This window comes from Achromobacter sp. ACM04, from assembly GCF_014851465.1.
In the GTDB taxonomy this organism is placed as follows: domain Bacteria; phylum Pseudomonadota; class Gammaproteobacteria; order Burkholderiales; family Burkholderiaceae_B; genus Achromobacter; species Achromobacter aegrifaciens.
Genome location: NZ_JACUZS010000001.1, coordinates 560,393 through 584,310, shown reverse-complemented (window position 1 = coordinate 584,310; position 23,918 = coordinate 560,393). Strand labels below are relative to the sequence as shown.

The following is a 23,918-nucleotide window of genomic DNA, read 5'->3' as shown; positions in this document are numbered from 1 at the left end:
TTCAGGCGCCGATCACCTTGCGCACGTCCAGCATGCTGGTCTGGCCTTCCAGGCCCAGATCCAGCCTCAGGCCTTCAGTGGAGTACGCCACGCTCTTGACCTGGCCGTAGCTCAGGACTTCCGCATTCACCTTCTTGCCATCGGCATCCGTAGCCAGGACGGACACGGTGTACGCGCCCGGTTCCAGCACAATGCCGTTATCGTTCTTGCCATCCCAGGACAGCGTGTACACGCCGGGCTTCTGGTCTGTCGTTTCGATCGTGCGCACGACCGCGCCATTGGCGTCGGAAATGCGGATCTGCACTTTCTGGGCATCGCCCTGCAGGTCCAGACCGTAAGGCGTGACGACGCGGGCCTCGGGATTTGCCGCATCCACGCCAGACTTGATCTTGGAGCCGGGAATCAGCACGCCCTTGCCTATCATGGCCACGGCATTCATCGACTGCGACACGTCGATCTGGCCGCTGATGGCGAGCATGGTGTTCTTCAGGTTGGTGATGCCTTCCACCGTGGAGATCTGCGCCAGCTGGGAGGTCAGCTCGGCATTCTGCATCGGGTTCAGGGGATCCTGGTTCTGCAGCTGCGTGACCAGCAGTTTCAGGAACTGGTCCTGCAGGCCTTGCGCCGTGCTGCTGCTATTGGCGCCCGTTTGAGCCAGGCCCAAGCCGGTCTTGCTCGTCGATTGGTCGATAGTGGTCATGGATTAACTGGTTCCGGAAATTAGGACTGGCCGATGGTCAGGGTCTTCTGCATCAGGGCCTTGGCGGTGTTGAGCACTTCCACGTTTGCCTGGTAAGAGCGCGAGGCTGCGATCATGTTCACGGTTTCGGCCACCGGGTCGACATTGGGCATGCTGACGTAACCCTGCGCGTCGGCCATGGGGTGCTGCGGGTCATAGACCTGCTTCAAGGGGGACTGGTCTTCGACCACGCCAGCCACGCGCACGCCGCCGATTTCCTGGCCCAGCGCCTGGCCGGCCGGGGGATTCACCTGGAACACGACCTGACGGGCGCGGTAGGGTTTGCCGTCGGGGCCAACCACGCTGTCGGCGTTGGCCATGTTGCTGGCCGCCACGTTCATGCGCTGCGATTGCGCGCTGAGCGCCGAACCGGCGATATCGAAAATGCTCAACAAGGACATTGCCTGCCGCTCCCTTTAAAGAATCATTCCTGAATTGCGGCCATCATGGTCCGGATACGGCCAGACAGCATCTGCATCGTGCTTTGGTAATGCAGGGTGTTATCCGCGAACTGCACGCGTTCGATGTCCATGTCCACCGTGTTGCCATCCATGCTCGGCTGGTACGGCAGGCGGTACAGGAGTTCCGTTGGACCTTGCGATACGGCCTTGGCCGGGATATGGCGAGCGGCAGTCAGCGTGAGCGCGGTGTCGGGCAGGCGTTTCGTGCCTTCCATGGCGTTGGCCATGGCCGTCTTGAAGTCGAAATCGCGCGCCTTGTAGTTGGGCGTATCGGCATTGGCGATGTTCGACGACAGCACTTCCTGGCGTTGCGCGCGCAGTCCCAGGGACTGCTGGAAGAACCGAAAATCTTCATTAAGCCTGTCTAGCATCGGGGCGCCTTGGTGCGTTGCAATTCAGATAAAGCCAGGGACGCCGGACAGACCGTTATCCCATTGGATGACGGCATCATAGGGGCCGGGGGCTCAACACAATCAGCCAAATAACCCGTCATTTCTCATCCAATTCACGTATTGCCGAATGCCGCGGACTTCTACAATTCCTCCATCATGAAAATATCCGCACTCCGACTCCGCGCGCGCGCAGGCTGCCTGGCAGCCCTGCTGCTGCCCCTGGCCGCCGCGCAGGGGCAGGAAGCCGCCGTCCAGGCACCCGAGGCGATCGCTCTTGCCGCACAAACCTATCTGCTGGATCAACTGGCCGGCCTTCCAGGGCAGCCCTCGATCGCGATAGACCCGCCGCGCGCGGAACGCCTGGCGCCTTGCGACGCCATGTCCCCGTTTATGCCCTCGGGTATGAAACTGCGTTCACGCATGACGGTCGGGGTGCGCTGCAACGCGCCCAAGCCCTGGACGGCGTATGTCCAGGCGACGGTGAGCGTGCCGGGCCACTACTACGTCGCCGCCCGCATGATTGCTGCGGGGCAGGCCCTGACGCCGGACGACCTCGCTCCAAGAGACGGCGATTTGGTCTCCCTGCCCCCTGGCGCGATTACAGATCCGCAAACCGTGGTGGGCATGTCGGCCGTGCACCGGATCAATGCGGGGCAAGCGGTGCGGGGTTCCGGATTGCGCAACGCACAATCGGTGGTGCGCGGCGCCAACGTCCGCATCAACGCGCGCGGGAAGGGCTTCGTCGTCAGCAGCGAAGGCCAGGCGCTCGACAACGCCGCACCTGGCGCAACCGTGCAGGTCCGCACCGCAGGCGGCCAAGTGGTCAGCGGCGTGGTGCGCAACGCCGGCCTGGTGGAAATACAACTGTAATTGTTGTTACATGTCGCATTGCACCAACACGCCGCCTGCCCCTAAAGTTCCGTCCGGCCCTGCCGTTACTGAGGCATAAGTAGGCGAAACCGTCGCACAACCGACCCAGGACGCCCTGCGGAGAAAATCTTGAAGATCAATTCGACCACCAACCGCCCCCTATCGGCTGACGCCGTCGCGCCCCGCGCCGACTCGGCGGTTGCCCAGGCCTATGGCGCCAGTAGCGCCAGCGGCTCCAGCAGCTCGCAGGTGGCGCTGAGCTCGGCGTCGCGCAAACTGTTGGCGCTGCAGGACGGCTCCAATGACATCAACGTTGAACGCGTCGCCGCCATCCGTGCGGCAATCGCATCGGGTCAGTTGAAGATCGACACCGGCCGCATCGCGGACAGTCTGATTGCCAGCGCCCGCGATTTGCTGAAGTAACCCCGAATCTCCCGAGTCCAACAGCATGACCATGAGCACCGTCGAATCCCTGCAATCCTGCATGCGCCAGGAAGATGCCCTGATCACCGAGTTCTCCGCCATTCTGGAAGAAGAGACCGAGGTGCTGGTGGGCTTGGGAAGCGTCGGCACACTGCAGGAAATCACCGAGCGCAAGGGCGACGTCGCCCGCAAGCTTGTGGACCTGAGCCAGGTCCGGGACTCCCTGCTCGCGGAAATTGGCCTGCCCGCCGGGCACACCGGCACCGAGCAGGCGGCTGTTCTGCACCCGCAACTGTCCGGCGTCTGGCAGGCTTTGCTCAGCAAATCGGCATCCGCCAACGAAATCAACCTGCGCAACGGCGCGCTCATCGACGTGCACCTGCGCTACACGCAGCAGTCGCTGGACGCCCTGCGCGGCTTGGGCGCGGCGGGTGGCACCGTGTCCACTTACGACGCCCGCGGGCGTGGCGCCCGCAGCGGCCCGGGCCGCAAGCCCATCGTCGCTGGTTGAACCTGGCAGGATGGGTAAAGCGCGCCAGTTCGCGCGCAAGATCCCACCTCGCTATCGCGCGCAACCCATCACATATTTGCGCAAAGCCACTGCGACAACGGCCGTCGTCACCCCGCCGTCATTTCCAGCATCGCATACATCTTCAGCAAAGCCACAGGCAACATGCGCCCGGACAGCTTGCGATCCGTTCCCATGATGCCCGACAGGGGGCCGCGCAGCACTTCCGCTGCCGGCGTATGCGCCAGCTGCCAGCATGCCGCGCCCATCTGGCCGGCCATTAGCGATTGGCGCGCCAAGGCATGAGCGCCGTCCACCGCCGGCAAAGCCTGCCACGCATTCGCCATATAGCGGAACCCCGCCTTGGCCTCATCCTGCAGCACCAGCCAGCGCGCCACGGTGGCGGCATCCGCTTGGGACGCGGGCAGATTGGTCATGCCGAACAACTGTCCGGCCACCTCACCACTGACCGTGTCGATCAGCCGGGCGCAGACCAGCCGGACGGGCTCGCCACCGTTGCGGCCCGGCAGGATCACTTCCGTACCTGAGGCCCACAACGCCAGGGGCACGCGCTTGCTGCCCTGGACGCTGTGCAGCCCCGGCATGCCGCCAGGTTGGCCGACGGGCAGATAGCCCACGCTCTTGCCCACGGCATTCAGATTGGTCGGGCAGTCATCCTGGATGACGCGCTGCCCGCCAGCGCTGCGCGCAACCCAGGCAACGCCCTGCTCGTTCAAAGCTGGCCACAAGGCGGAAGTACCGGTTTCCAGCATGTGTACGACCGGGACGCGCGCCAGTTTCTCGGCCAGCCAGGCCACTCGCGCCTGTAGCGCCAGGGCCGCGTCCGGCTGCGCCGGCGCCGCTGGCGCAAAGGAGGACAACAGGCCGTGCGGCAGCACCAATTGCTGCGCCGGTGCCGCCAAAGCCGTGCCCCGATCACTCATCAGCAGCGTGCCCAGCAAGGCCCCGCCCGGGAGGCCCTCCCCCTTCATGGCGGTTTTGCCGTGCATGGCAAGCAGGTGCCGTCCGCAAACCGCGGAAAACTCTCGACGCACCATCGCCAAGGGGTCATCGCCCAAGGCGGCTACGCTCGCGCCCGAACTGTCGCCGACATAGCCGCGCCAGGATGCGCGAGCCTGCACGCAGGCGGGATCGCTTTCCAGCCAGGTGATCGCGTCGTCCAGGTTCTGCGCGGCCTCGATGGACCCCGCGCCGCCTTGTGGACGCAGGATGGCGGACGCCAACAACTGCCGCTTGCGAGCTGGATCCACGCTTTCCGGCTCCCGCGACGCGGACACCAGCGTAGCGAGGTCTGCCTCGCTAGGGGTGTACAGCGCGCGGGCGCGCTCGACCATCGAGAAGGCGCGGTCGATCAGCACGTCGGCGCGGGCCAGCTCCATGTGTTCCGGCACTTTCTGCCCGACCGACATGTAATGGATGGGCAAGCGATGACGGATGGCCGTATCCAGCGCCGCGCCCAGGCGCGTAGCCTCGTCCAGCTTGGTAATGATGCAACCGGCGACATCCTCGCCCACGCCATTGCGATACGCATGCGCCACTTCATCCAGCGTGTCGCCTTGACTGGCCGCGTTGAGCACCAGTAGCCGGCGCACGGGTTTGCCCGCATTGCACAGCATGGCTGCCTGTTCCGCCACCTGGCGATCGCGCTGGCTGATGCCGGTGGTATCGATCAGCACGATCTTGCGGCTGCCCAATTCGGCCAGGATGCGGCGCAACTCGCCCGCGTCGCGCACGGAGTGGGCGGGCACGCCCATCAGGCGTCCGTAGATCTGCAGCTGTTCCAGCGCGCCGATCCGGAAATTGTCGGTGGTCAGCATCGCGACCTGCTCGCGGCCCTCGCGCGCCACGCAGCGTGCGGCCAGCTTGGCCAGCGTGGTCGTCTTGCCCACACCGGTCGGGCCGACCAGGGCATATACGCCGCCGGCGAGGAACTCATCTTCGGAACGCAGCACCGGCAGGTGGGTGACCAGTTCGTTGCGGGCCCAGCTCAGCGCCGCTTCCGGCGTCATTCCTTCCGGCAGGCGCTCCACCAGGGTACGCACCAGCTTGGTGCTGAATCCCGCATCCAGCAGGCTGCGAAACAGAGCCGCGCCCGCGGGTTCCCGGCCTGGCCCTTGGCGGCCGCCCCAGAGCAGGCCGTCCATGCGGCTTTCCAGCGCGCCACGCAGCGCGCTGATGGCGTCCTGCAGTCCGGCTGCAGTGTCGGCCGGCATCGCCGCAGGCGGCAAGACCGGCGGCTGGCGCAACGGCGCGTCCGGCATGCGGGCCATCGCAGGCGCGGGAGCCGATTGGGGTGCAGCCGGCGCATAAGCCGCAGGCGCCGGTTGGGGTACGGCTGGCGTAAAAGCCGCAGGCGCCGGAGCTGCGCTTGCAGGGACGCCCGCATAGGCCACAGGCGCCGCCGGGGCCAGCCCAGCCGGCGCAGCAGCGTACGCGGATGATGCAGCAGAAGCGCCAGGCGCGGCAGCGGATGCGGCGGACTGATCTGCGGGGACCTGACGCAACGGCGGCAGGGATGGCAACTCAACGCGCACCGGCGCCACCGGCTGCGGCGCTATCGGAGCAACCTGGGGCGTCTCATCTTCAGGCTGTGTCGAAGAGGCGTAGGCGGTCTGGTATGCGGCGATCGAACGCGACGGCGTCGCATATCCGCCCTGCGGCATCACAGGCGTGGACGCGCGCCCTGCCTGCTCAGGCAGATCGAAGCGCATGCCCGCAGGCGGCAGCGCTTCGGGCGGCCGGACGGGCGCGGCGTCCTGGCGCGGCGCGGCCTCATGGCCGACATCGTCAAAAGCGCCTTCGACGGTGGCCAGCACCTCCACACCGCCATCGACGCTGCGGTTCGACACGATCAGCGCGTCCGGGCCCAGCACCTGCCGGACCTGGCGCATCACATCGCGGCTATTCGCCCCAAAAAATCGGCTTATCTTCATGCCCCATTACCTCCGCCGATCAGCGCGGTAACACGCACCATGCGCTCATCGGGTATTTCCGTATTCGACAACACGCCCAGCTGCGGCAGATGGTGCCGCAGGAAGCGCGACAAAGGCGCACGCAAGACCGGAGACACCAGCAGCACCGGCGCGTTGCCCTGCGATTCCTGGCGTTCGACCGCAGCCTGCGCTTCGCGCAGCAAGGTATCTGCCAGCCCGGGTTCCAGGCCGCCGCTGGTCGTCATCGCCTGCGAAAGCACACGCTCAAGCTTCACGTCCAGGCCAATCACCCGCAGCTCGCCCTCTCCAGGGAACCATTGCTGGGTGATGGCGCGGCCCAGCGAACGGCGCGTCAGCGCGATCAGTTCGTTGATGTCGGGCTGGCTGCCCGTACCCGCGGCCAGCGCCGCCAGGCGCGGACCGTGCTCGGACAAGGTGTCGATGATGGTGCGCATATCGCGGATCGGCACCTCTTCCGACAGCAGGCCCTGCAATACCTTCTGCAATGCCGTGAGCGACAGGGTCTTGGGCACCAGATCTTCGACCAGCTTGGGCGCATCGCGTCCAATGCGGTCCAACAATTGCTGCACTTCCTGGCGGCCCAGCAGATTGGAACCGTGACGATGCATCAGGTGATTCAGATGGGTAGCGACCACGGTACCCGCATCAACCACTGTGTAGCCCGCCACCTGCGCCTGATCGCGCAGACTGCCGTCGATCCACAGCGCCGGCAAGCCGAAGGCGGGATCGGTCGTGGGCGTGCCCTTGATCTGCACGGTCACGCCGCCCGGGTCGATGGCCAGCCACTGGCCAGGCATGGCGACGCCGTGACCGACCTCCACGCCGGACAGCAGGATGCGGTAATCGTTGGGCTTGAGCTCCAGGTTGTCGCGGATATGCACGACCGGGGGCAAAAAGCCTACGTCCTGCGCGAATTTCTTGCGCAGGCTGCGGATGCGGTGCAGCAGTTCACCATTCTGGGCGTGGTCCACCAGCGGGATCAGGCGGTAGCCGACCTCAAGGCCTAGCTGGTCCACCATGGACACGTCGTCCCAACTGGCCTCGGCCGCCGCGGCCTGCGCCTGCGTAATCGCCTGTGGCGGCACCTCGGCCGCCGCGGCCGCTGCCGCGGTTTGTCGCTTGTACAGCATCCAGCCGCCCCAGGCCAGCGCGGCGGCCAGGGTCAGGAATGCAACGTGCGGCATATTGGGGATCAGGCCCATGATGCCGACGATACCGGCGGTCAGGAACAGCACGCTGGGGTTGGAGAACAGCTGGCTGAGAATCTGCTGGCCGATGTCCTGGTCGGTCGAAACGCGCGACACCACCACGCCCGCCGCGGTCGAGATCACCAGCGCCGGGATCTGGGCCACCAGGCCGTCGCCGATGGTCAGCAGCGTGTAGACGCGCGCCGAATCACCCATCGACATGTCATGCTGGGCGACGCCCACGATCAAACCGCCGATGATGTTGATCGCCATGATCAGCAGGCCGGCGATGGCGTCGCCGCGCACAAACTTGCTGGCGCCGTCCATCGAGCCGAAGAAGTCGGATTCCTGGGAGACTTCCGCGCGGCGCTTGCGCGCCTCGTCTTCGCCGATCAGGCCCGCGTTCAGGTCCGCGTCGATCGCCATCTGCTTGCCCGGCATCGCGTCCAGGGTGAAGCGCGCGCCCACTTCGGCGATACGGCCCGCGCCCTTGGTGATGACGATGAAGTTGATGATGGTCAGGATCACGAAGACGATGATCCCCACGGCGAAGTTGCCGCCGACCAGGAAGTGGCCGAAGGCCTCGATGACCTTGCCAGCGGCGTCGGGCCCGGTGTGGCCATGGAGCAGCACCACGCGGGTGGAAGCGACGTTCAACGACAGGCGCAGCAGCGTGGCGAACAGCAGCACGGCCGGAAATGCCGCGAAATCCAGCGGCTTGCGCGTAAACATGGCCACCAGCAGGATCATCACGGACAACGCGATGTTGAAGGTGAACAGCAGGTCGAGCAGGAACGTGGGCAGGGGCAAAACCATCATGCCCAGCACCATCACGATCAGGATGGGCCCTGCCAGCAGCCGCGCATGCGTGGCCCCGTTACTTTTCAACATGGTGAGCAAAGCGCTCATTCCTTAAGCTCCTTGTGCTGCGGTTTTGGCTTGCGGGTCCAGCTCGACCGGCACGGGCAACCGGGTCGGGGCCGTCGGCTCGGCGCCCCAACCGGCCCGCCAGGAGCGCAGCTGGAAGACCCACGCCAGCACTTCTGCCACCGCGGTGTAGAGTTCGGACGGGATTTCCTGCCCAAGCTCCACGTGTTGATGCAATGCGCGCGCCAAGGGCGGCGCTTCCAATGTGGGGATGCGGTTCTCGGCGGCAAGCTCGCGGATCTTGGCTGCGATCAGGCCCGTACCCTTGGCCAGCACCCGCGGCGCGCCGCTCTTTTCCTCGTCGTACTTCAGGGCCACGGCGTAGTGCGTGGGGTTGGTGACCACCACGTCCGCCTTCGGCACCTCTGCCATCATGCGGCGGCGCGCCGCCTGGCGCTGCTGCTGCCGGATGCGCGCCTTCACGTGAGGGTCGCCTTCGCTTTCCTTGTGTTCCTGGCGCACGTCTTCCTTGGACATGCGCAGCTTCTTCAGGTGGCTCCAGATCTGCCACGGCACGTCCAGCATGACAATGATCATCAGCGACGCCACGATGAAGGCGCAGCACATCGCCACCAGCGTCAGCGCCTTGATCAGCGCCGCCGATGGCGCCACGTGCATCAGGCTGAGCATGTCGTCGTGGTAGCGCCAGATGACCCAGACCGCCACGCCGCCGACCAGCGCGGCCTTGGCCAGCGCCTTGATGAGCTCCACCACCGTCTGTGACGAGAACATCCGCTTCACCCCGGAAATGGGGCTGAGCTTGGAGAAATTGAACTGCAGGGGCTTGCCCGAGATGACGATGCCGCCCAAAAGCACGCTGGACAACACGGCGATGACAGCCAACAGCCCGAAAATCGGCAACAGCACCAGCAGGGCCTGGCCGAAACCCTCCACCGCACGCTCGACCATCACGCCGGGATCGAGAACGATGCGCTGATCGAACGCCAGGCCGTTGCGCAATACGCCGCTCAGGGTCCGGTAGAGCGAGCTGCCGCCCACCCAGATGGCGCCCACGCCCGCCGCCAGCATCATGAACGTTCCCAACTCGCGGGAACGCGCAATCTGCCCCTCCTCGCGCGCCTTTTCCAGGCGCCTGGGAGAGGCGGCTTCGGTTTTTTCGAGGTCGCTTTCTTCGGCCATGCTCTGCGGTGTCGTTGCGGCTCGCGGATTCTGGAATTACGAGCTGCCCGCCGAGATTCTAGGAGGCCCCGGGGTCTGGCGATAAGCCAAGAAACGGGGGGAAAGCGGCGCTATTCCCGGATGCGTTTCAGGCGGCGCGCTCCAGGCCCGCCCGGAACGCCCCCAGGCCCGGGCAGGCCAGCCACGTCAGTGGCCTGTGGCGACCGCCAGCCGGTCTGCCTCGCCCTCTCCGGCCGCCGCCTGGAAGCGGTTGAAGTCCAGGCCGATCCGCACCGCGCCCCAATGTTCCGACCCCAGATAGACCGGGATGGAAATGTCATTGACGATTTCGCCCGTATCGCGGGAATAGGTCTGCAGCAGCATCCCGCCGGTATTGGTCGCCAGGCGCAAGCCCACCGGATCATCGAAGATGCGCTTGTTGCGCACTCGCAGGATGTCCTGCTTCGGATCCCCGGTAGGCGCTTGCGAAAAGCGGCGATTGTGGGCCGGCGCGTATCCCCGGCCGTCCACCAGGATCGTGTAGATCCCGCCCGGCACGCCATCCAGCACACTATCAAGCAACTGCGTCACGGTCTCATCGATCTGCCGGTCGTAACTGGTGTGGTAGCGCGCAGGTTCGCTGCCGGGAATGCGCCGGTAGTGGCGGTCGAACACATCGGCACCACGGCTTCTGGCGTCTTCCAGAAGGTTGACAGCGGCGTCGCGGAAGGCTTCGACAGCCTGGGACAGGCCGTCAAAGGCGGTATTGCCGGTGCGTATGTCGGCCAGCACCTCCTGCACGCTCTCCGTCTGGCGACGGATGCGGTCGATTTCGCTGGACATGTTGCCGACGCGATTCAACACGTCGGCGCTCAACGCCGCTATCCGCCCCACCTCCTCGCTCATACCGTGGTTGGTGGAGTCCACCTCGCCTATGGCCTGGACAACGTCGCCGACCTGGCGATTCATGCTGTCGAAGTCCCGCACGAAACGCTCAAAGCCGGAGCATGTCCGATCCAGCACTGAGCCGGACGCGTTGACGTCCTCGCGCAATGTGCCGGTCTGATGCTGGGTCGTCTCCACCAGCTCCAACATCTCGGCGGTATGCCGGCCGATATCGCTGGTAGCCGAGTTCACACGCTCGGCCAGCCGCCCGACCTCGCTGGCGACCACGGCGAATCCCCGCCCCGCATCCCCCGCCCGGGCCGCCTCGACCCCGGCGTTCAAGGCCAGGAGTTGAGTCTGCAAGGCGATCTCCTTGATCAGCTTGCTGATGTCCCCAACGGAGTGGGCGCGGTCTGTCAGTTGACCGACCACCTCGGTGAATGAGGCCATCTCCCGCGTCATGCGCTCCACCCGCGCCTTGACGTCGGACAGTTCGGCCAGCGCCTGCTGCGCCGCGTGCAGATTTTGCCCTGACACCTCGGCAATCTCGCGCGCATGGGTGGAGGTTGACGTCGACAACGCGGCGATTTGCGCGCCGCTGGCCGCGAGCGCTTCCGCGGCCCGCGCCTGCTCCTGTGCCAGGATCGAACAATGGCCCGCCTGGAACTGCGTGCGGGCGGCGTTCAGCGCGATTTCGATGCTGGATTGGCGTACGGTCATGATGCGGCTGCGTATGCGCGCCATGAAACCGTACAGCGGCCAAACGGCCGGGCTGATGGATAGCGTACGTTCCGACAGGGTCGCGTCGCCGCGATTGAGCCGCCGCAACAACCGCCACATGCCGCCCAGGCGGAATACGGATCTGGCCATGATCAATCTCCTTGTGCCGGCCCGGATCGCCTTCTATGGGCATCCGTTGCCTGGCGCGCATTGCGCGCCATGATTCACGCTGCACGGCCCCTGATTATTGTTTTGGAGGGGAGTCTATCCACGAGGCGCGCTTTGCGCCCTTAGGGACTACCTTCATGCGCGGGCGGCACCACCCGGAAAATGCACCGCCGGAGTCCCAGTCCGGCGGCGCGGCTCCCGGCTAGAAGCCCAGGCTGGCCAGCAGGTCGTCGACCTGGTCCTGACTGGTCACTACGTCGGTCTTGCCTTGCGGACTGATCTGCGGCCCGTTGAGCAGGCTGTTGGCTTCGTCGCGGCGTTCTTGCGGGACGTTGTCCAGCAGCACCTGCAGCAGTTCACGCTCGATCGCGCCGACCACGTCCATCATGCGCATGATGACCTGGCCCGTGAGGTCCTGGAAATCCTGCGCCATGATGATTTCCATCAGCTGGGATTGCGTCTGCTGCGCCTGCTTCGGCACATCCTGCAGGTAGGCGCGCGTGTCCTTCACAAGCTCGCGCGCCTCGGGCAATTCCAGGGGCTGGTCGTACCACTGCTGCCAGCGCGCATCCAGCGCCTGTGCCGAGCGCGACAGGCCGTCCTGGATGGGGCCGGCCTGCTCGGTGGCGTTCAAGACGCGGTTGGCGGCCTGCTCCGTCATCTGCGCCACGTAGCGCAGACGGTCGCGGGCATCGGGAATGGCGTTGGCTGCGTCCTTGATGGCCTGATCCAGCCCCAGTTCGCGCATGCTGTCGCGCAGCATGCGCGTCAGCGACGCGATGCGGTGGATCAGGTCGGGGGATTCGCCCGGGCTCTCATGTTCCGTCGTGCTCATGGCTCACCTCAACCGGCGATTTTCTCGAAGATCTTGTTGAGCTTCTCTTCCAGCGTCGCCGCCGTGAAAGGCTTGACCACATAACCGTTGGCGCCGGCCTGGGCCGCGGCAACGATGTTTTCCTTCTTGGCCTCGGCCGTCACCATCAGCACGGGCAGCGAGGCCAGCGCCGCGTCGGCGCGGATCTGCTTGAGCATCTCCAGGCCGTCGAGATTGGGCATGTTCCAGTCCGACACCACGAACTGGAAACCGCCGTTGCGCAGCTTTTCCAGGCCGATGGCGCCGTCTTCGGCCTCATCCACGTTCTCGAAACCCAGCTCTTTGAGCAGGTTGCGGATGATCCGCCGCATGGTGGGGAAGTCATCCACCACCAGAATCTTCAGGCCCTTGTCTACCATCTTCTACTCCAGAAAAAATTTAGCTTGGACCGATCGGGGAGCCTTGCGCGTCAGACGCGGTGCCCGCGATCGCCCAGGCGAGTCAGAATGCGTTCGCTTATCGCCGACAACGAAACCACTTCATCCGCGGCGCCCAAGGCGATAGCTTCGCGGGGCATGCCGAAGACGACGCAGCTGGCCTCGTCCTGCGCAATCGTGTGGGCGCCCGCGCGGTGCATGGCCAGCATGCCGGCCGCGCCGTCCTTGCCCATGCCGGTCAGGATGACGCCGATGGCGTTCTTGCCCGCGGCGACGGCCGCCGAGTTGAACAGCACGTCCACCGACGGGCGATGGCGGTTGACGGGTTCGCTGGCTTCAAGCTCGATCACGTAGTTGGCACCGCTGCGGCCCAGACGCATGTGCATGTCACCGCCCGGCGCCAGATAAACGTGCCCGGGCAACACGCGGTCGCCGTGCACGGCTTCACGGACCGTCACCGCACACAGGGCATCCAGGCGTTGCGCAAAGGAGCGCGTGAAGCCCGCCGGCATGTGTTGGGTGATCAGGATGGCCGGGCTGTCGGGCGGCAACGGCTGCAGCACCTCGCGGATCGCTTCCGTGCCGCCCGTGGACGCGCCGACGATGACCAGCTTTTCCGAGCTGGACAGCGGACGGCGCAACATGGGCGCGGGTGCGGCGGGCGCGGCGTGCGCTGCTGGCGCGCGCAGCTTGGCGCGCGAGGCGGCGCGTATCTTGTCGGCGATGATCTCGGTGTATTCGAGCAGGCCGTCGCGGATGCCCAGTTTGGGTTTGGTGACGAAGTCGATGGCCCCCAGTTCGAGGGCCCGCAACGTGATTTCGCCGCCTCGCTCGGTCAGCGACGACACCATCACCACCGGCATGGGCCGCAGGCGCATCAGTTTTTCCAGGAAATCCAGCCCGTCCATGCGGGGCATTTCCACGTCCAGCGTCAGCACGTCGGGGTTATGGCGCTTGATGAGTTCGCGTGCCACCAGCGGATCGGGCGCGGTTGCGACCACCTCCATGTCCGGCTGGCTGTTGATGATCTCGGTCATCAGGCCACGCACCAACGCCGAATCGTCCACACACAAAACGCTAATTTTCTTCATTTTTGCTGCCTCGGCCCGCTCAGGACCTGCCCGCGCATTCATAGACAGTCTGCCCGCGCAGACGAAAGTCCCGGCTGATATAGGTGAAGTTCTCGGAATGGCCAGCAAACAGCAAGCCACCCGGCTTGAGCAGCGGCACAAACCGTTCCAGGATCCTGGCCTGGGTAGGTTTGTCGAAATAAATCATGACGTTGCGACAGAAGATCACATCAAACTGTTCGTTGATCTGCCACGTCGGCGCCAACAGGTTCAGCGTCTCGTATCGGACCATGTCGGCGATCTCGGGACGCACCCGGACCTGCCCTTCGTTGGCGCCCCGGCCTTTCAAGAAGAAGCGCCGCAGACGCTCGTTATCCATTTTGTCCACGCGCTCGGCCGGGTAGACCCCCGCGCGCGCACGGGTGAGCACATTGGTGTCGATATCGGTGGCCAGCACCGAACTTGCACTGGCCCGAGGGCCCAGCGCTTCCACCAGCGTCATGGCGATGGAATACGGTTCTTCCCCGGTGGAGGCCGCACAGCACCACACCGACACCGGGCCGCCGCGCCGTTTGGCAAAGTCAGCCAAGATGGGGAAGTGATGCGATTCGCGGAAGAAGGCGGTCAGGTTGGTCGTCAATGCGTTGACGAAATCTTCCCACTCGGCCGCATTCGGCTCGTTTTCAAGCTGGTCCAGATAGCTGCCGAAATCCTGCATGCCCAGCGCGCGCAGGCGCCGGGCAAGCCGGCTGTAGACCATTTCGCGCTTGTGCGTGCCCAGCGAAATTCCCGCATAGGCGTGAATCATCTTGCGCACGCGCGAAAAGTCCGCGTCGCGAAAATCGAATTGGCGTTCCACCGAAATGGACGGCGCCTGGGTTGCCGCTGCTGTAGCCACTGCGATCCTCAGTGCCCAAGCGCAAGCGCGTCAGGCGCCTGCAAGCGGGTGTCGTCACCGGCGGAACGCGCCGACGACAGGCGCTGGGCCGGAACCTCGATGACCTCACCCACGTTGATTTTGAACACGGACACCGCTTCGGCCAGGCGCTGCGCCTGCTCCTGCAGAGAACCCGCAGCTGCTGCAGCCTCTTCCACCAGCGCCGCGTTCTGCTGCGTCACCTCGTCCATCTGCGACACGGCACGGTTGACCTGCTCGATGCCGCTGGACTGCTCTTCGGACGCCGCCGAGATCTCGCCCATGATGTCCGTCACGCGCTTCACCGAGGCCACGATCTCCTGCATCGTCGAGCCGGCGCGCTCCACCTGCTGCGAGCCCGCGCCAACCTTGGTCACGGAATCCTCGATCAGGCCCTTGATTTCCTTGGCCGCCTGGGCGCTGCGTTGCGCCAACGAGCGCACTTCGCCTGCCACCACGGCAAAGCCTTTGCCCTGCTCGCCCGCTCGGGCAGCTTCCACCGCCGCATTCAGCGCCAGGATGTTGGTCTGGAAGGCAATGCCGTCGATCACCGACACAATCTCGGAAATCTTGCGCGAACTTGCCGAGATTTCCTGCATGGTGTGGACCACTTCCGACACCGCCGAACCGCCGCGCTCTGCCACGTCCGAGGCGCTGGCCGCCAGCTGGTTGGCCTGGCGCGCATTGTCGGCGTTCTGCTTGACGGTAGAGGCCAGCTCTTCCATCGAAGCCGCGGTTTCTTCCAGCGAGGCCGCTTGCTGCTCGGTGCGGCTGGACAGGTCCGTATTACCTGCCGCGATCTCGTGCGAACCGACGTTGATCTCATCCACGCCGCGGCGCACTGACGCCACGGTGCGGGTCAGGCTTTCCTGCATGCGCTTCAAGGCGGCGAACAGCTGGCCGATTTCGTTGGTATTGCGCGCGTCCACGCGGGCGGTGAGGTCGCCACCGGCGATGCGGTCGAAGTGATGACCGGCTTCCTTCAGCGGCAGCAGCACGCGGCGACGCAGGAACACATAGGTGGCGAACACAAGCAGCGCGGCGATCACGCCGCCGGCGGCGACTGCCATCAGGACGAACTGGTAGCGCACCTGTGCCACTTCGTGCGCATCCAGCGTCTTGCTGGCGCGCCAGAAATCAAAGCCTTCGATGGCGCGCGCGTACCGCCCCTCGAGAGCGTCCTGTACTGTCTGGACTTGCTTCTGGTAGGCAGGCATGTCCGCCTTTTCCAAGGCGGCCACCAGCGGCGTCAGCCCTTGCCGGACCAGCGCGTCATAGGATTCGTCGATTTCTTTCAGGGCGTCGGCCGCTTCGGCGGGCCGAGCCAGGCTCTTGTAATACTCGTACTCGGCCTGCCCCTTGTTCATGGAGGCCTTGGCCCGCTCCAGCAGGCCAGCCGCCTCGGAGGACAAGCCCTGGGTCAGCAAGGTGGGCTGCCCCACGCTCTTCACGATGTCCGCATAGTTGGCGGCGGCCGCGCGGCCCAGGCCAGTCATGGTGTCCTTGTAGCTGGAGACCACGCGGCCGACCGCGTCATCCAGCTCTTGCGATTGCTTGATCTGCGCCAGGGTGCCATTGCTGATGCGCAGGGACAGCACGCCCAACGCGGCCCCTATCACCAACATGAATGAGAAAAACGCCAGCACCCACAACAGGCTGCTGCGTATCGTCATGTTTGCGAAGAACTTGCGCATCACAAGAACCACTCCCAGATTGAAGTCGTTAAAGGAAAGCGCCACATTGGGTTCAATATGGCGCTTTTACCTCCCAGCAGGCCGTTCCGATCAGGACGCGACCTTCTCCACCAGCGCCATTTCGTCGCTGGTCATCATTTTTTCAATATCCACCAGGATCAGCATGCGTTCGTCCACCGTGCCCAGGCCCGTCAGGTACTCGGTGGACAAAGTGGCGCCGAATTCCGGCGCCGGGCGGATCTGGCCCGAATTGAGCATCAGCACATCGGACACGCCATCCACCACGATACCGACGACGCGGCGGTCGAGGTTCAGGATGATGACCACGGTCTGCTCGTTGTAGTCGACGCGGCCCAGATTGAACTTGATGCGCAGGTCGACGATCGGCACGATGATGCCGCGCAGGTTCGTCACGCCCTTGATGAACGGCGGAACATTCGCGATGCGGGTGACCGTGTCGGCGTCGTAGCCGCGAATCTCCTGCACCTTCAGGATGTCGATGCCGTACTCTTCGTCGCCCAGCGTGAACACCAGGAACTCGCTGCCGACATCTTCATTGCGCGCGGCTTGCGCTTGCGGTTTGGCTGCCATGAGGTTTATTTCTCCATCAATTCAGAATGGCTTCGGGCTGCGACCAACGCTCGCGGTTGGCGCGCGCAAGCGCAAATACGTCGACGATCAGGGCCACGCTGCCATCGCCCAGGATGGTCGCGGCGGAAATGCCCGGCACCTTGCGGTAATTCGATTCCAGATTCTTCACCACCACCTGGTGCTGGCCGATCAGGTGATCCACCAGCAACGCAAACCGGCGGTCCTCGGCTTGCATGATGACCGCGATGGCCTGCGTGGGATCGGTCTGGGCGTCGCTGACCGAGAACACCCGGTGCATTTCGACCAGCGGCAGGTACTCGCCGCGCACGTGCATCACGCGCTCGTTGCCCGCCACCGAGTAGATCTGGTCATTGGAGGGCTGCAGCGATTCGGTTACATGGTTCAGCGGCAGGATGAAGGTTTCCTCGCCGACGCGCACCGACATGCCGTCCAGAATGGCCAGCGTCAGCGGCAGGACGATGCGCGTCGTGGTGCCGTTGCCCGGTTCGCACGACAGCTGCACGTGGCCGCCCATGTCCTGGATGTTCCGACGCACCACGTCCATGCCCACGCCTCGGCCGGAGATGTCCGTCACCTTTTCGGCGGTGGAGAAGCCCGGCGCAAAGATCAGCTGCCAGATTTCGTCGTCCGGCGAATTCTCGTTGACGGGCAGGCCCTGGGCGATCGCCTTCTTCAGGATCTTGTCGCGGTTCAGCCCGCCGCCGTCGTCGCTGACTTCAATGACGATGTTGCCGCCGTTGTGCTGGGCCGACAGCACCAGCTGTCCGACGGGGTCCTTGCCAGCGGCGACGCGCTTTTCGGGCGTCTCGATGCCGTGGTCCAGGCTGTTGCGCACCAGGTGGGTCAGCGGATCGATGATGCGTTCGATCAGGCTCTTGTCCAGTTCCGTTGCGCGGCCGTGGGTTTGCAGTTCGATCTGCTTGCCCATCTTGCTGGCGATGTCACGCACCAGGCGTGGGAAGCGGCTGAACACGTAATCCATCGGCATCATGCGGATGGACATGACCGCTTCCTGCAGGTCGCGGGCATTGCGCTCAAGCTGTTCCATGCCATTGAGCAGGCGGTCGTGCAGCACCGGATCCAGCGTGGATGCGGTCTGGGCCAGCATGGCTTGGGTAATGACCAGTTCGCCCACCAGGTTGATGACCTGGTCGACCTTTTCGACGCCGACGCGGATCGAGGTGGATTCCTTGTCCGCGTGCGCCGGAGCTGCCGCAGCGGGCCGGGCCGCGCGGGTGGACTGTGTGATGGCCTCGGCGGCCGCAGCCGACTCGGCGACGGCCGGCACTTCGGGCGCCGTCTGTGCGGGAGCCGGCGCGGGCGTCGCAGCCGCAATTGGAGCAGCAGCCTGCGTTACGCCCGCCGGAGCAGCCTCGCGGCTGATTTCCAGCTGGTCGCCGTCGACGATGAAGCAGCATACTGCCTCGATATCGTCCGGCGTGCAGGTGCTGTCCATCCAGACGGTCAGGGCGCCGTCGGCGCGTTCGCTGGCCTTGACGTTGCCGAGATTGCCCATTTCCTCGAGGAGGGAGGCGGCGTCCTTGTCCGAAACCTTGGTGATCCGCACACGCAGAGGCAAGCTGCCGGCTTCCGCTGCCGGCGCTTGCGCGGCGGGCTCGGGGGCAGGCGCCGGGGCGATCACGGGAGCAGGGGCCGGAACCGGCGCTGCCACGGGTGCAGGGGCCTCGGCCGGCGCGGCTGCCGCGGCGGGATCCTTATGCTCCAGCGCAAGCTGCCTCAGTACGGCGCAGATACGCTCAAACACGGCTTCATCGGGCTCTTCGGAGGCCCGATAGGCATCCAGTTGGCTTTTGAGCACGTCTTTCGTTTCCAAGAAAATATCGATCATGTCCGTACGCAGCGCCATTTCGCCGCGACGGATCGCATCCAGGAGGTTTTCCAGCAAATGGGTCGTGCCCGCCAGCTGCGTGAAGCAGCCGAAGGTGGCCGCCCCACCCTTGATCGAGTGGGCGGCGCGGAAGATCGCGTTGAGCTGTTCGATGTCGGGCGCGCCCACATCCAGCTCGAGCAGCAGCTGCTCCATCTGCGCGAGCAGCTCGTCCGCCTCGTCGAAAAAGGTCTCGTAAAACTGACTGAGGTCCAAACCAGAACTCATGACCCGTACGCCTTCAAAAATGAACTTGCTTACGCGCCAGCCTGCTCGTCGAGCAGTTCAGACGCCAATTCCACCAGCACATCCGGGTCGACCGGCTTGGAAAGCCAGCCACAGACCCCCAGATCCCGGGCGGCCATCTTGCTGTCCACGTCGTCCTCGGTGGTCAACACCAGGACCGGCACGTCCAGGTACTCGTCCTCTTGGCGCAGTCCCTGGATCAGCTCCAGACCGCCCATGACCGGCATGTTCCAGTCGCTGACCACCAGGTCCACCGGGTGGCTCTTGGCCAATTCCAGCGCTTCCTGGCCATTGCCGGCCGTCAGGACTTTCCATCCCGCACCCGTCAACGTCGCCTGGACGATCATGCGCATCGTCGCCGAGTCGTCCGCCACAAGAATCGTTGCAGCCATTGCTATCGAACCCCTTCCGCGGGCGGGTTGCTCTCCGCCTCGCCTGGTTTGGTTGCCGTCGTGGCCTGGGCCGCGGCTTGCGCCGCTTCCACCGCCGTTCCTACCTCGCGGGCATCCTTGGCGCTGACGTCCGCAGCCGCGGCGTTCTCGCTTTCGATGCGCCGCTGGGTGCTCTGGTTGAGCACCACAAGGCTGATACGTCTATTAACGGCCGCATACGGGTCATCTTTAACCAGGCTCATGCTGGACGACAGCCCCTGGATGCGCAGGACCTTGCTTTCGTTCATTCCGCCCGCCACCAGCTCCTGGCGCGACGCATTGGCGCGGTCGGCCGACAGCTCCCAATTGCTATAGGCGCGCTCTCCGCGAGCGTATTGCGAGGCGTCGGTGTGACCGGAGATGCTGACCTTGTTGGGCAATTCATTCAGGACCGGCCCCAGTTCCCTGAGGATGTCGCGCATGTAAGGCTGCACTTCCGCGCGGCCGGTGGCGAACATCGGACGGTTCTGGTTGTCGATGATCTGGATGCGCAGACCCTCCGTAGTCAGGTCGATCAGCAGTTGCGGCCTGAAGCTCTTCAGCACCGGACTGGTCTCGATGACGTTTTCGAGCCGCTTTTTCAGATTTTCCAGGCGATGCTGTTCGCGGCGTTCGGCGTCGCCCATGGGCTGGGCCTCGACGCGGTTGCCCTGCGCGCGGCGCACATCGCCCTCGCTGCGCAAGGGATCCCTGCCGCCTCCTGGAACCGCGCTGGTTTCGGCCGAACTGCTGGGCCCGCCCGTAATGGCGACGCGCAATGGCATGCGGAAGTACTCCGCAATGCCCTTGAGCTCTTCGCGCGGGACCACGCTGATCAGCCACATCACCAGGAAGAACGCCATCATCGCCGTGATGAAGTCTGCGTACGCGATCTTCCAGCTGCCGCCGTGGTGCCCGCCGCCGTGGACCTTCTTGCGGCGGATCACCACACGGTGGTTGTTTACCGTGCTCATGGCCCGCTCCGTCAGGCCTTGCCGGTGGCGGTGGACTTGGCTTGCCGGACGTGCTCTTCCAGCTCACCAAAGGTCGGACGCACTGCGGAGAACAGCACCTTGCGGCCGAACTCCACGGCCAGCTGGGGCGGATAGCCGTTCATGCTGGCCAGCAGCGTGGTCTTGATGCATTCCAGCACCTTGGTGGCCTCATCGCTGCGGCGCTCGATGCGCGACGCCAGCGGCCCCACGAAGCCGTAGGCCAGCAGAATACCCAGGAACGTGCCCACCATGGCCTTGGAAATCAGGTCGCCCAGGATCGCCGGAGGCTGGTCCACGGCGGCCAGCGCCTTGATCACGCCCAGCACGGCGGCCACGATACCGAAGGCCGGCAGGCCATCGGCCATTTGCTGCAGTGCGCGCACAGGAACTTCGCGCTCATGGCGGTAGGTTTCGATTTCCTCGTCCATGAGCGTCTCGATTTCGAACGAGCTCATGTTGCCGCTGATCATGATGCGCAGGTAGTCCGTGATGAACTCCATCAGCTTGGCGTCTTTGGCGATGCGGGGGTACTCGCTGAAGATCGGACTGGACTCCGGGTCTTCGATATGCGACTCGATGGCCATGAGGCCCTCGCGGCGTGCCTTGTTCAGCAGCACGTACAAGAGCGCCATCAGCTCCATGTACACGTCCTTGCCGTAGCGCGAGCTTTTCAAGGCGTCGGGCAAGGCGGACTTGACCAGCATCAACGACTTCTTGCTGTTGCTGGCGAGGAAGGCACCAAAAGCCGCCCCGAAAATCAGCGTGAGCTCGAACGGCTGGTATAGCGCGCCCAAATGGCCGCCCAGCGCTATGAAGCTGCCGACGACCGACACGGCCACCACGAGAAAACCGATAACAATCAACACATCAGGCCCCTGCCAACGAAGTCTAAAACTGGCGTCAATGATCCCCTGTTCCCCTCGACCCAAAAAGGCGGGTTACGGGGGGTTTTCCAGGGCTTTTGATGTATTTGAATACCGCCGGTCAGAGCCGGGCGGCATTCGCAACGGGTGCGGGGCGGGTGCCGGAGCGCGCCTTGGCCGCAGCGCGGGTCTTGCCAGCGCGGGGGGGCGGCCGGCAGATCGCGCACACGAAATCCGACTGGGGATCGTGGGCATGGGCGATGAAATGCCCCCCGCATTGGCGGCAGGCGGACATTTGCAGCATGCCGCTATCAAAAAAGCGCACCAGCATCCAGGCGCGCGTGAAGCTCAGGACGGGCTCTGCGCCTTCGGCGGCATCGGTGCCGGCGTTTTCGAGATAGAGGCGATAGGCGTCGATGGTGGCGCGTATGCCCTTGCTGCTGGTGCGCGTATTCAGGAACGAATACACGTTGTAGAAGAGCGAGGAATGGATGTTCGGCAGCCAGGTCATGAACCAGTCAACCGAAAAGGGCAGCATGCCCTTGGGTGGCGAGCAGCCGCGGATTTCGCGGTACAGGCGCGCCAGGCGGTCATGGCTGAGGCTGGTTTCAGCCTCCAGCACCTGCAGCCGGGCTCCCAAAGTGATCATGGAGCTGGCTAGCAGAATGTCATCCGCTTCCTGCGAAACGCTCTTGGTGGCCATTACACGTGCTTCCGGATGGAATGATCAGGCCGTCAGGCCAATTCTTCGACAGGCTGCTTGGCCAGCAGGATAGTTGCGTGCGCTTGCTGCAGCGCACCGCCCAGAACGTCATGGGTCAGCGCGGACAGCAGGCTGTAGTCATCGAAGCGGAAGCGGCACAGCAACGAGCTGGAGCTTGCGAGCTTGACCAATTGCGCCGGCGAAAGGCGCATGAGGATGTCAGCAACTTCATTGCTGAATCCCAGGCGGAACATCGACGCCGCGTAGTCGTCGCGCAGCATGCGCTGTGCCAGTAACAAATAGGACAGATTCACTTCGCGAATGTCTGTCAGCAATGAATTTTCGACTTGTTGCACGCCCAACTCCCTATTCCCTATCCCGCCGATGGGGGCTTGTGTAAGCAAAAGCACCGGAATTCCGTTGCCATTACGTTCGATACATCCCGCTTTGATGCGAAATGTATCATTTGTTCGCAATTTAAGTAAAATTTACCACAGCTGATGTCATTTTCTATGACTTATATGACAAAACTTTGTTGATGTTGCGCAACTTACCGTTTCCGATACACCTTGACATATAAATTTCAGACGAATTTACGTCAATTTGGCAAATAAGCATTCAAAACATTGCGTACTTTGGGGAATGAAACGGTGTTGTTTGCCGACAATGGCAGCTTGCAGATCACTAAATCCACCTAGCTTTAGCGCCGACGCGCGTTTGTCGACAATGTCGCAAATTGACAACAACAGACCACGCGCCACGATGGACACCGCCCGACACTCCCGCAATGCCTCACGCAGATGACAGCCTGGTCGAATATGCCCCGCTAGTGCGGAAGCTGGCCCTGCAATTGCTCGCCCGGCTACCCGCCAGCGTAGAGCTCGACGACCTGATCCAGGCCGGCATGATCGGCCTGCTCGATGCCGTGCGCCGCTACCAGGAAACGGCCGACGCCCAATTCGAGACCTACGCCACCACCCGCATCCGCGGCGCGATGCTGGACGAATTGCGCGGACAGGATTGGCTGCCTCGCAGCGTGCGCGCCAAGGCGCGCAAGATCGAGCAGGCCATCCAGCAGCTCGAACAGCGTTTGATGCGCGCGCCGACCGAAGCAGAAATCGCGCAACAGCTCGACATGCCCCTGGGTGACTATCAAACACTGTTGCACGACGCCCAGGGCGTGCAGATCGTGCATTACGAAGACTTCACCACCGAGCCTGACTCGGCTGGCGGTCAATCCGACTGGGCGGCCACCCTGAACCATGGCGCGGCCGGCGGCAATCCGCTGGATTCGCTGCTGGCCGGGGACTTCCGCCAGGCGCTGATCCACGCGATCGACGCCCTGCCCGAGCGTGAAAAGTTGCTGTTGTCACTTTGCTACGAGCAAGGACTGAACCTGAAGGAAATCGGCGCGATCCTGAATGTGACCGAGGCACGGGTGTGCCAACTGAGGTCGCAGGCGACGGCGCGGATACGGGCGAAGCTGAAGGAACAGGCTTGGCAGGAATTGCCCCAGGATGGACAGATTGCGCAGGTGATATAGAAGAACGTCGGGTGGGGAGGCACCTTTGCCGCACACTCATCCCCCTCGCCACGAAAGGCTCTCAACATAACGGACGCACTTCGCGTCCGTTTCTCATTGGGCGATGCCTGAAGAGACCACATACAGCGACATCGGGGACATGCGTTGCCTGCAAACTTCCAAAGAACGATGTCTTTACATTAAGGGAGCAGCAGCAGCAGCGGTAGCGGTAGCCGCCGGACTTGGCTCTGATGCCCGCCCTAGCCGGCCGGATAGAAGAAAAATGTCGACTTTCGCGAAATAGCGCTAAAGATTGATTTTGGACTGCCGTAATCCTGGCAACGGAGAGATTCCCAGACACCAAGTCGACGAAC

General features: G+C 64.1%; 23 protein-coding genes. 4 read left to right on the top strand and 19 right to left on the bottom strand.

All coding sequences use genetic code 11. From position 1 onward, the window contains the following. Position 1: 1 nt before the first annotated feature. From IB259_RS02820 to flgB, 3 genes are read right to left on the bottom strand one after another with little or no spacing between them, the layout of a single operon-like run. Positions 2–700 (bottom strand): flagellar hook capping FlgD N-terminal domain-containing protein, encoded by a 699-nt coding sequence (locus tag IB259_RS02820; protein WP_054456670.1) that lies wholly within the window; start codon positions 698–700, stop codon positions 2–4. Between the two features lie 20 nt (positions 701–720). Beyond that, complete coding sequence (flgC, locus tag IB259_RS02815; RefSeq protein ID WP_054456669.1) at positions 721–1,140, bottom strand: flagellar basal body rod protein FlgC; 420 nt, start codon at positions 1,138–1,140, stop codon at positions 721–723. A 23-nt stretch (positions 1,141–1,163) separates the two neighbouring features. Next, a complete protein-coding gene (gene flgB / locus IB259_RS02810) occupies positions 1,164–1,571 on the bottom strand; it encodes a flagellar basal body rod protein FlgB (protein WP_054456668.1) in 408 nt (135 codons plus the stop codon). A 177-nt stretch (positions 1,572–1,748) separates the two neighbouring features. Here flgB and flgA point away from each other — a divergent pair, with 177 nt between their 5' ends. From flgA to IB259_RS02795, 3 genes are all read left to right on the top strand, one after another. Continuing rightward, a complete protein-coding gene (gene flgA / locus IB259_RS02805; RefSeq protein ID WP_125473406.1) occupies positions 1,749–2,462 on the top strand; it encodes a flagellar basal body P-ring formation chaperone FlgA in 714 nt (237 codons plus the stop codon). Positions 2,463–2,591: 129 nt separating this feature from the next. Then, positions 2,592–2,885, top strand: a complete 294-nt coding sequence (gene flgM / locus IB259_RS02800) for a flagellar biosynthesis anti-sigma factor FlgM (protein WP_054456667.1) — start codon at positions 2,592–2,594, stop codon at positions 2,883–2,885. A 31-nt stretch (positions 2,886–2,916) separates the two neighbouring features. Beyond that, positions 2,917–3,396, top strand: coding sequence for a flagella synthesis protein FlgN (locus tag IB259_RS02795; RefSeq protein WP_054456868.1), 480 nt, complete (start codon positions 2,917–2,919; stop codon positions 3,394–3,396). Positions 3,397–3,503: 107 nt separating this feature from the next. On the opposite strand, the gene flhF is transcribed toward IB259_RS02795, so the two are convergent. From flhF to flhD, 16 genes are all read right to left on the bottom strand, one after another. Beyond that, positions 3,504–6,347, bottom strand: a complete 2,844-nt coding sequence (flhF, locus tag IB259_RS02790; protein WP_192327440.1) for a flagellar biosynthesis protein FlhF — start codon at positions 6,345–6,347, stop codon at positions 3,504–3,506. Continuing rightward, positions 6,344–8,464 (bottom strand): flagellar biosynthesis protein FlhA, encoded by a 2,121-nt coding sequence (flhA, locus tag IB259_RS02785; protein WP_054456665.1) that lies wholly within the window; start codon positions 8,462–8,464, stop codon positions 6,344–6,346. Before flhA ends, flhF begins: the two co-directional genes overlap by 4 nt. Before the next feature lie 3 nt (positions 8,465–8,467). Further along, positions 8,468–9,622 carry a flagellar biosynthesis protein FlhB gene (flhB, locus tag IB259_RS02780; protein ID WP_054456664.1) on the bottom strand — a complete coding sequence of 385 codons (1,155 nt, stop codon included), beginning with the start codon at positions 9,620–9,622 and terminating at the stop codon, positions 8,468–8,470. Positions 9,623–9,808: 186 nt separating this feature from the next. Beyond that, positions 9,809–11,356 (bottom strand): methyl-accepting chemotaxis protein, encoded by a 1,548-nt coding sequence (locus tag IB259_RS02775; protein ID WP_225596766.1) that lies wholly within the window; start codon positions 11,354–11,356, stop codon positions 9,809–9,811. A gap of 220 nt (positions 11,357–11,576) precedes the next feature. Beyond that, positions 11,577–12,209 carry a protein phosphatase CheZ gene (cheZ, locus tag IB259_RS02770; RefSeq protein ID WP_054456663.1) on the bottom strand — a complete coding sequence of 211 codons (633 nt, stop codon included), beginning with the start codon at positions 12,207–12,209 and terminating at the stop codon, positions 11,577–11,579. Between the two features lie 8 nt (positions 12,210–12,217). Further along, entirely contained in the window at positions 12,218–12,607 is a 390-nt protein-coding gene (gene cheY / locus IB259_RS02765; protein WP_013393379.1) for a chemotaxis response regulator CheY, read from the bottom strand. 50 nt (positions 12,608–12,657) lie between these two features. Beyond that, positions 12,658–13,716, bottom strand: a complete 1,059-nt coding sequence (locus IB259_RS02760) for a chemotaxis response regulator protein-glutamate methylesterase (protein WP_013393378.1) — start codon at positions 13,714–13,716, stop codon at positions 12,658–12,660. A gap of 19 nt (positions 13,717–13,735) precedes the next feature. Further along, positions 13,736–14,593 carry a CheR family methyltransferase gene (locus IB259_RS02755; RefSeq protein WP_175180784.1) on the bottom strand — a complete coding sequence of 286 codons (858 nt, stop codon included), beginning with the start codon at positions 14,591–14,593 and terminating at the stop codon, positions 13,736–13,738. Between the two features lie 8 nt (positions 14,594–14,601). Next, positions 14,602–16,305, bottom strand: coding sequence for a methyl-accepting chemotaxis protein (locus IB259_RS02750; RefSeq protein WP_119451937.1), 1,704 nt, complete (start codon positions 16,303–16,305; stop codon positions 14,602–14,604). A 90-nt stretch (positions 16,306–16,395) separates the two neighbouring features. After that, on the bottom strand, positions 16,396–16,896 hold the full coding sequence (gene cheW / locus IB259_RS02745) for a chemotaxis protein CheW (protein ID WP_054456661.1): 501 nt from the start codon (positions 16,894–16,896) through the stop codon (positions 16,396–16,398). Positions 16,897–16,912: 16 nt separating this feature from the next. Next, positions 16,913–19,033 carry a chemotaxis protein CheA gene (cheA, locus tag IB259_RS02740; RefSeq protein WP_192327437.1) on the bottom strand — a complete coding sequence of 707 codons (2,121 nt, stop codon included), beginning with the start codon at positions 19,031–19,033 and terminating at the stop codon, positions 16,913–16,915. Between the two features lie 29 nt (positions 19,034–19,062). Further along, positions 19,063–19,443 carry a response regulator gene (locus IB259_RS02735; RefSeq protein ID WP_054456659.1) on the bottom strand — a complete coding sequence of 127 codons (381 nt, stop codon included), beginning with the start codon at positions 19,441–19,443 and terminating at the stop codon, positions 19,063–19,065. A 2-nt stretch (positions 19,444–19,445) separates the two neighbouring features. Then, on the bottom strand, positions 19,446–20,435 hold the full coding sequence (gene motB / locus IB259_RS02730) for a flagellar motor protein MotB (RefSeq protein ID WP_054456658.1): 990 nt from the start codon (positions 20,433–20,435) through the stop codon (positions 19,446–19,448). 11 nt (positions 20,436–20,446) lie between these two features. Continuing rightward, complete coding sequence (gene motA, locus IB259_RS02725; protein WP_054456657.1) at positions 20,447–21,322, bottom strand: flagellar motor stator protein MotA; 876 nt, start codon at positions 21,320–21,322, stop codon at positions 20,447–20,449. Between the two features lie 118 nt (positions 21,323–21,440). Then, a complete protein-coding gene (gene flhC, locus IB259_RS02720; protein WP_118934083.1) occupies positions 21,441–22,022 on the bottom strand; it encodes a flagellar transcriptional regulator FlhC in 582 nt (193 codons plus the stop codon). Positions 22,023–22,054: 32 nt separating this feature from the next. Then, complete coding sequence (gene flhD / locus IB259_RS02715; RefSeq protein ID WP_013393369.1) at positions 22,055–22,378, bottom strand: flagellar transcriptional regulator FlhD; 324 nt, start codon at positions 22,376–22,378, stop codon at positions 22,055–22,057. 431 nt (positions 22,379–22,809) lie between these two features. On the opposite strand from flhD, the gene IB259_RS02710 reads away from it, so the two are divergent. Continuing rightward, positions 22,810–23,565, top strand: a complete 756-nt coding sequence (locus IB259_RS02710; protein WP_054456655.1) for an RNA polymerase sigma factor FliA — start codon at positions 22,810–22,812, stop codon at positions 23,563–23,565. Positions 23,566–23,918 lie beyond the last annotated feature (353 nt).

Coding starts and splice junctions, on each gene's coding strand:
- IB259_RS02820 (WP_054456670.1), bottom strand. CDS start 700: ATGACCACTATCGACCAATCGACGAGCAAGACCGGCTTGGGCCTGGCT.
- flgC (WP_054456669.1), bottom strand. CDS start 1,140: ATGTCCTTGTTGAGCATTTTCGATATCGCCGGTTCGGCGCTCAGCGCG.
- flgB (WP_054456668.1), bottom strand. CDS start 1,571: ATGCTAGACAGGCTTAATGAAGATTTTCGGTTCTTCCAGCAGTCCCTG.
- flgA (WP_125473406.1), top strand. CDS start 1,749: ATGAAAATATCCGCACTCCGACTCCGCGCGCGCGCAGGCTGCCTGGCA.
- IB259_RS02795 (WP_054456868.1), top strand. CDS start 2,917: ATGAGCACCGTCGAATCCCTGCAATCCTGCATGCGCCAGGAAGATGCC.
- flhF (WP_192327440.1), bottom strand. CDS start 6,347: ATGAAGATAAGCCGATTTTTTGGGGCGAATAGCCGCGATGTGATGCGC.
- flhA (WP_054456665.1), bottom strand. CDS start 8,464: ATGAGCGCTTTGCTCACCATGTTGAAAAGTAACGGGGCCACGCATGCG.
- flhB (WP_054456664.1), bottom strand. CDS start 9,622: ATGGCCGAAGAAAGCGACCTCGAAAAAACCGAAGCCGCCTCTCCCAGG.
- IB259_RS02775 (WP_225596766.1), bottom strand. CDS start 11,356: ATGGCCAGATCCGTATTCCGCCTGGGCGGCATGTGGCGGTTGTTGCGG.
- cheZ (WP_054456663.1), bottom strand. CDS start 12,209: ATGAGCACGACGGAACATGAGAGCCCGGGCGAATCCCCCGACCTGATC.
- cheY (WP_013393379.1), bottom strand. CDS start 12,607: ATGGTAGACAAGGGCCTGAAGATTCTGGTGGTGGATGACTTCCCCACC.
- IB259_RS02760 (WP_013393378.1), bottom strand. CDS start 13,716: ATGAAGAAAATTAGCGTTTTGTGTGTGGACGATTCGGCGTTGGTGCGT.
- IB259_RS02750 (WP_119451937.1), bottom strand. CDS start 16,305: ATGCGCAAGTTCTTCGCAAACATGACGATACGCAGCAGCCTGTTGTGG.
- cheW (WP_054456661.1), bottom strand. CDS start 16,896: ATGGCAGCCAAACCGCAAGCGCAAGCCGCGCGCAATGAAGATGTCGGC.
- cheA (WP_192327437.1), bottom strand. CDS start 19,033: ATGAGTTCTGGTTTGGACCTCAGTCAGTTTTACGAGACCTTTTTCGAC.
- IB259_RS02735 (WP_054456659.1), bottom strand. CDS start 19,443: ATGGCTGCAACGATTCTTGTGGCGGACGACTCGGCGACGATGCGCATG.
- motB (WP_054456658.1), bottom strand. CDS start 20,435: ATGAGCACGGTAAACAACCACCGTGTGGTGATCCGCCGCAAGAAGGTC.
- flhC (WP_118934083.1), bottom strand. CDS start 22,022: ATGGCCACCAAGAGCGTTTCGCAGGAAGCGGATGACATTCTGCTAGCC.
- IB259_RS02710 (WP_054456655.1), top strand. CDS start 22,810: ATGCCTCACGCAGATGACAGCCTGGTCGAATATGCCCCGCTAGTGCGG.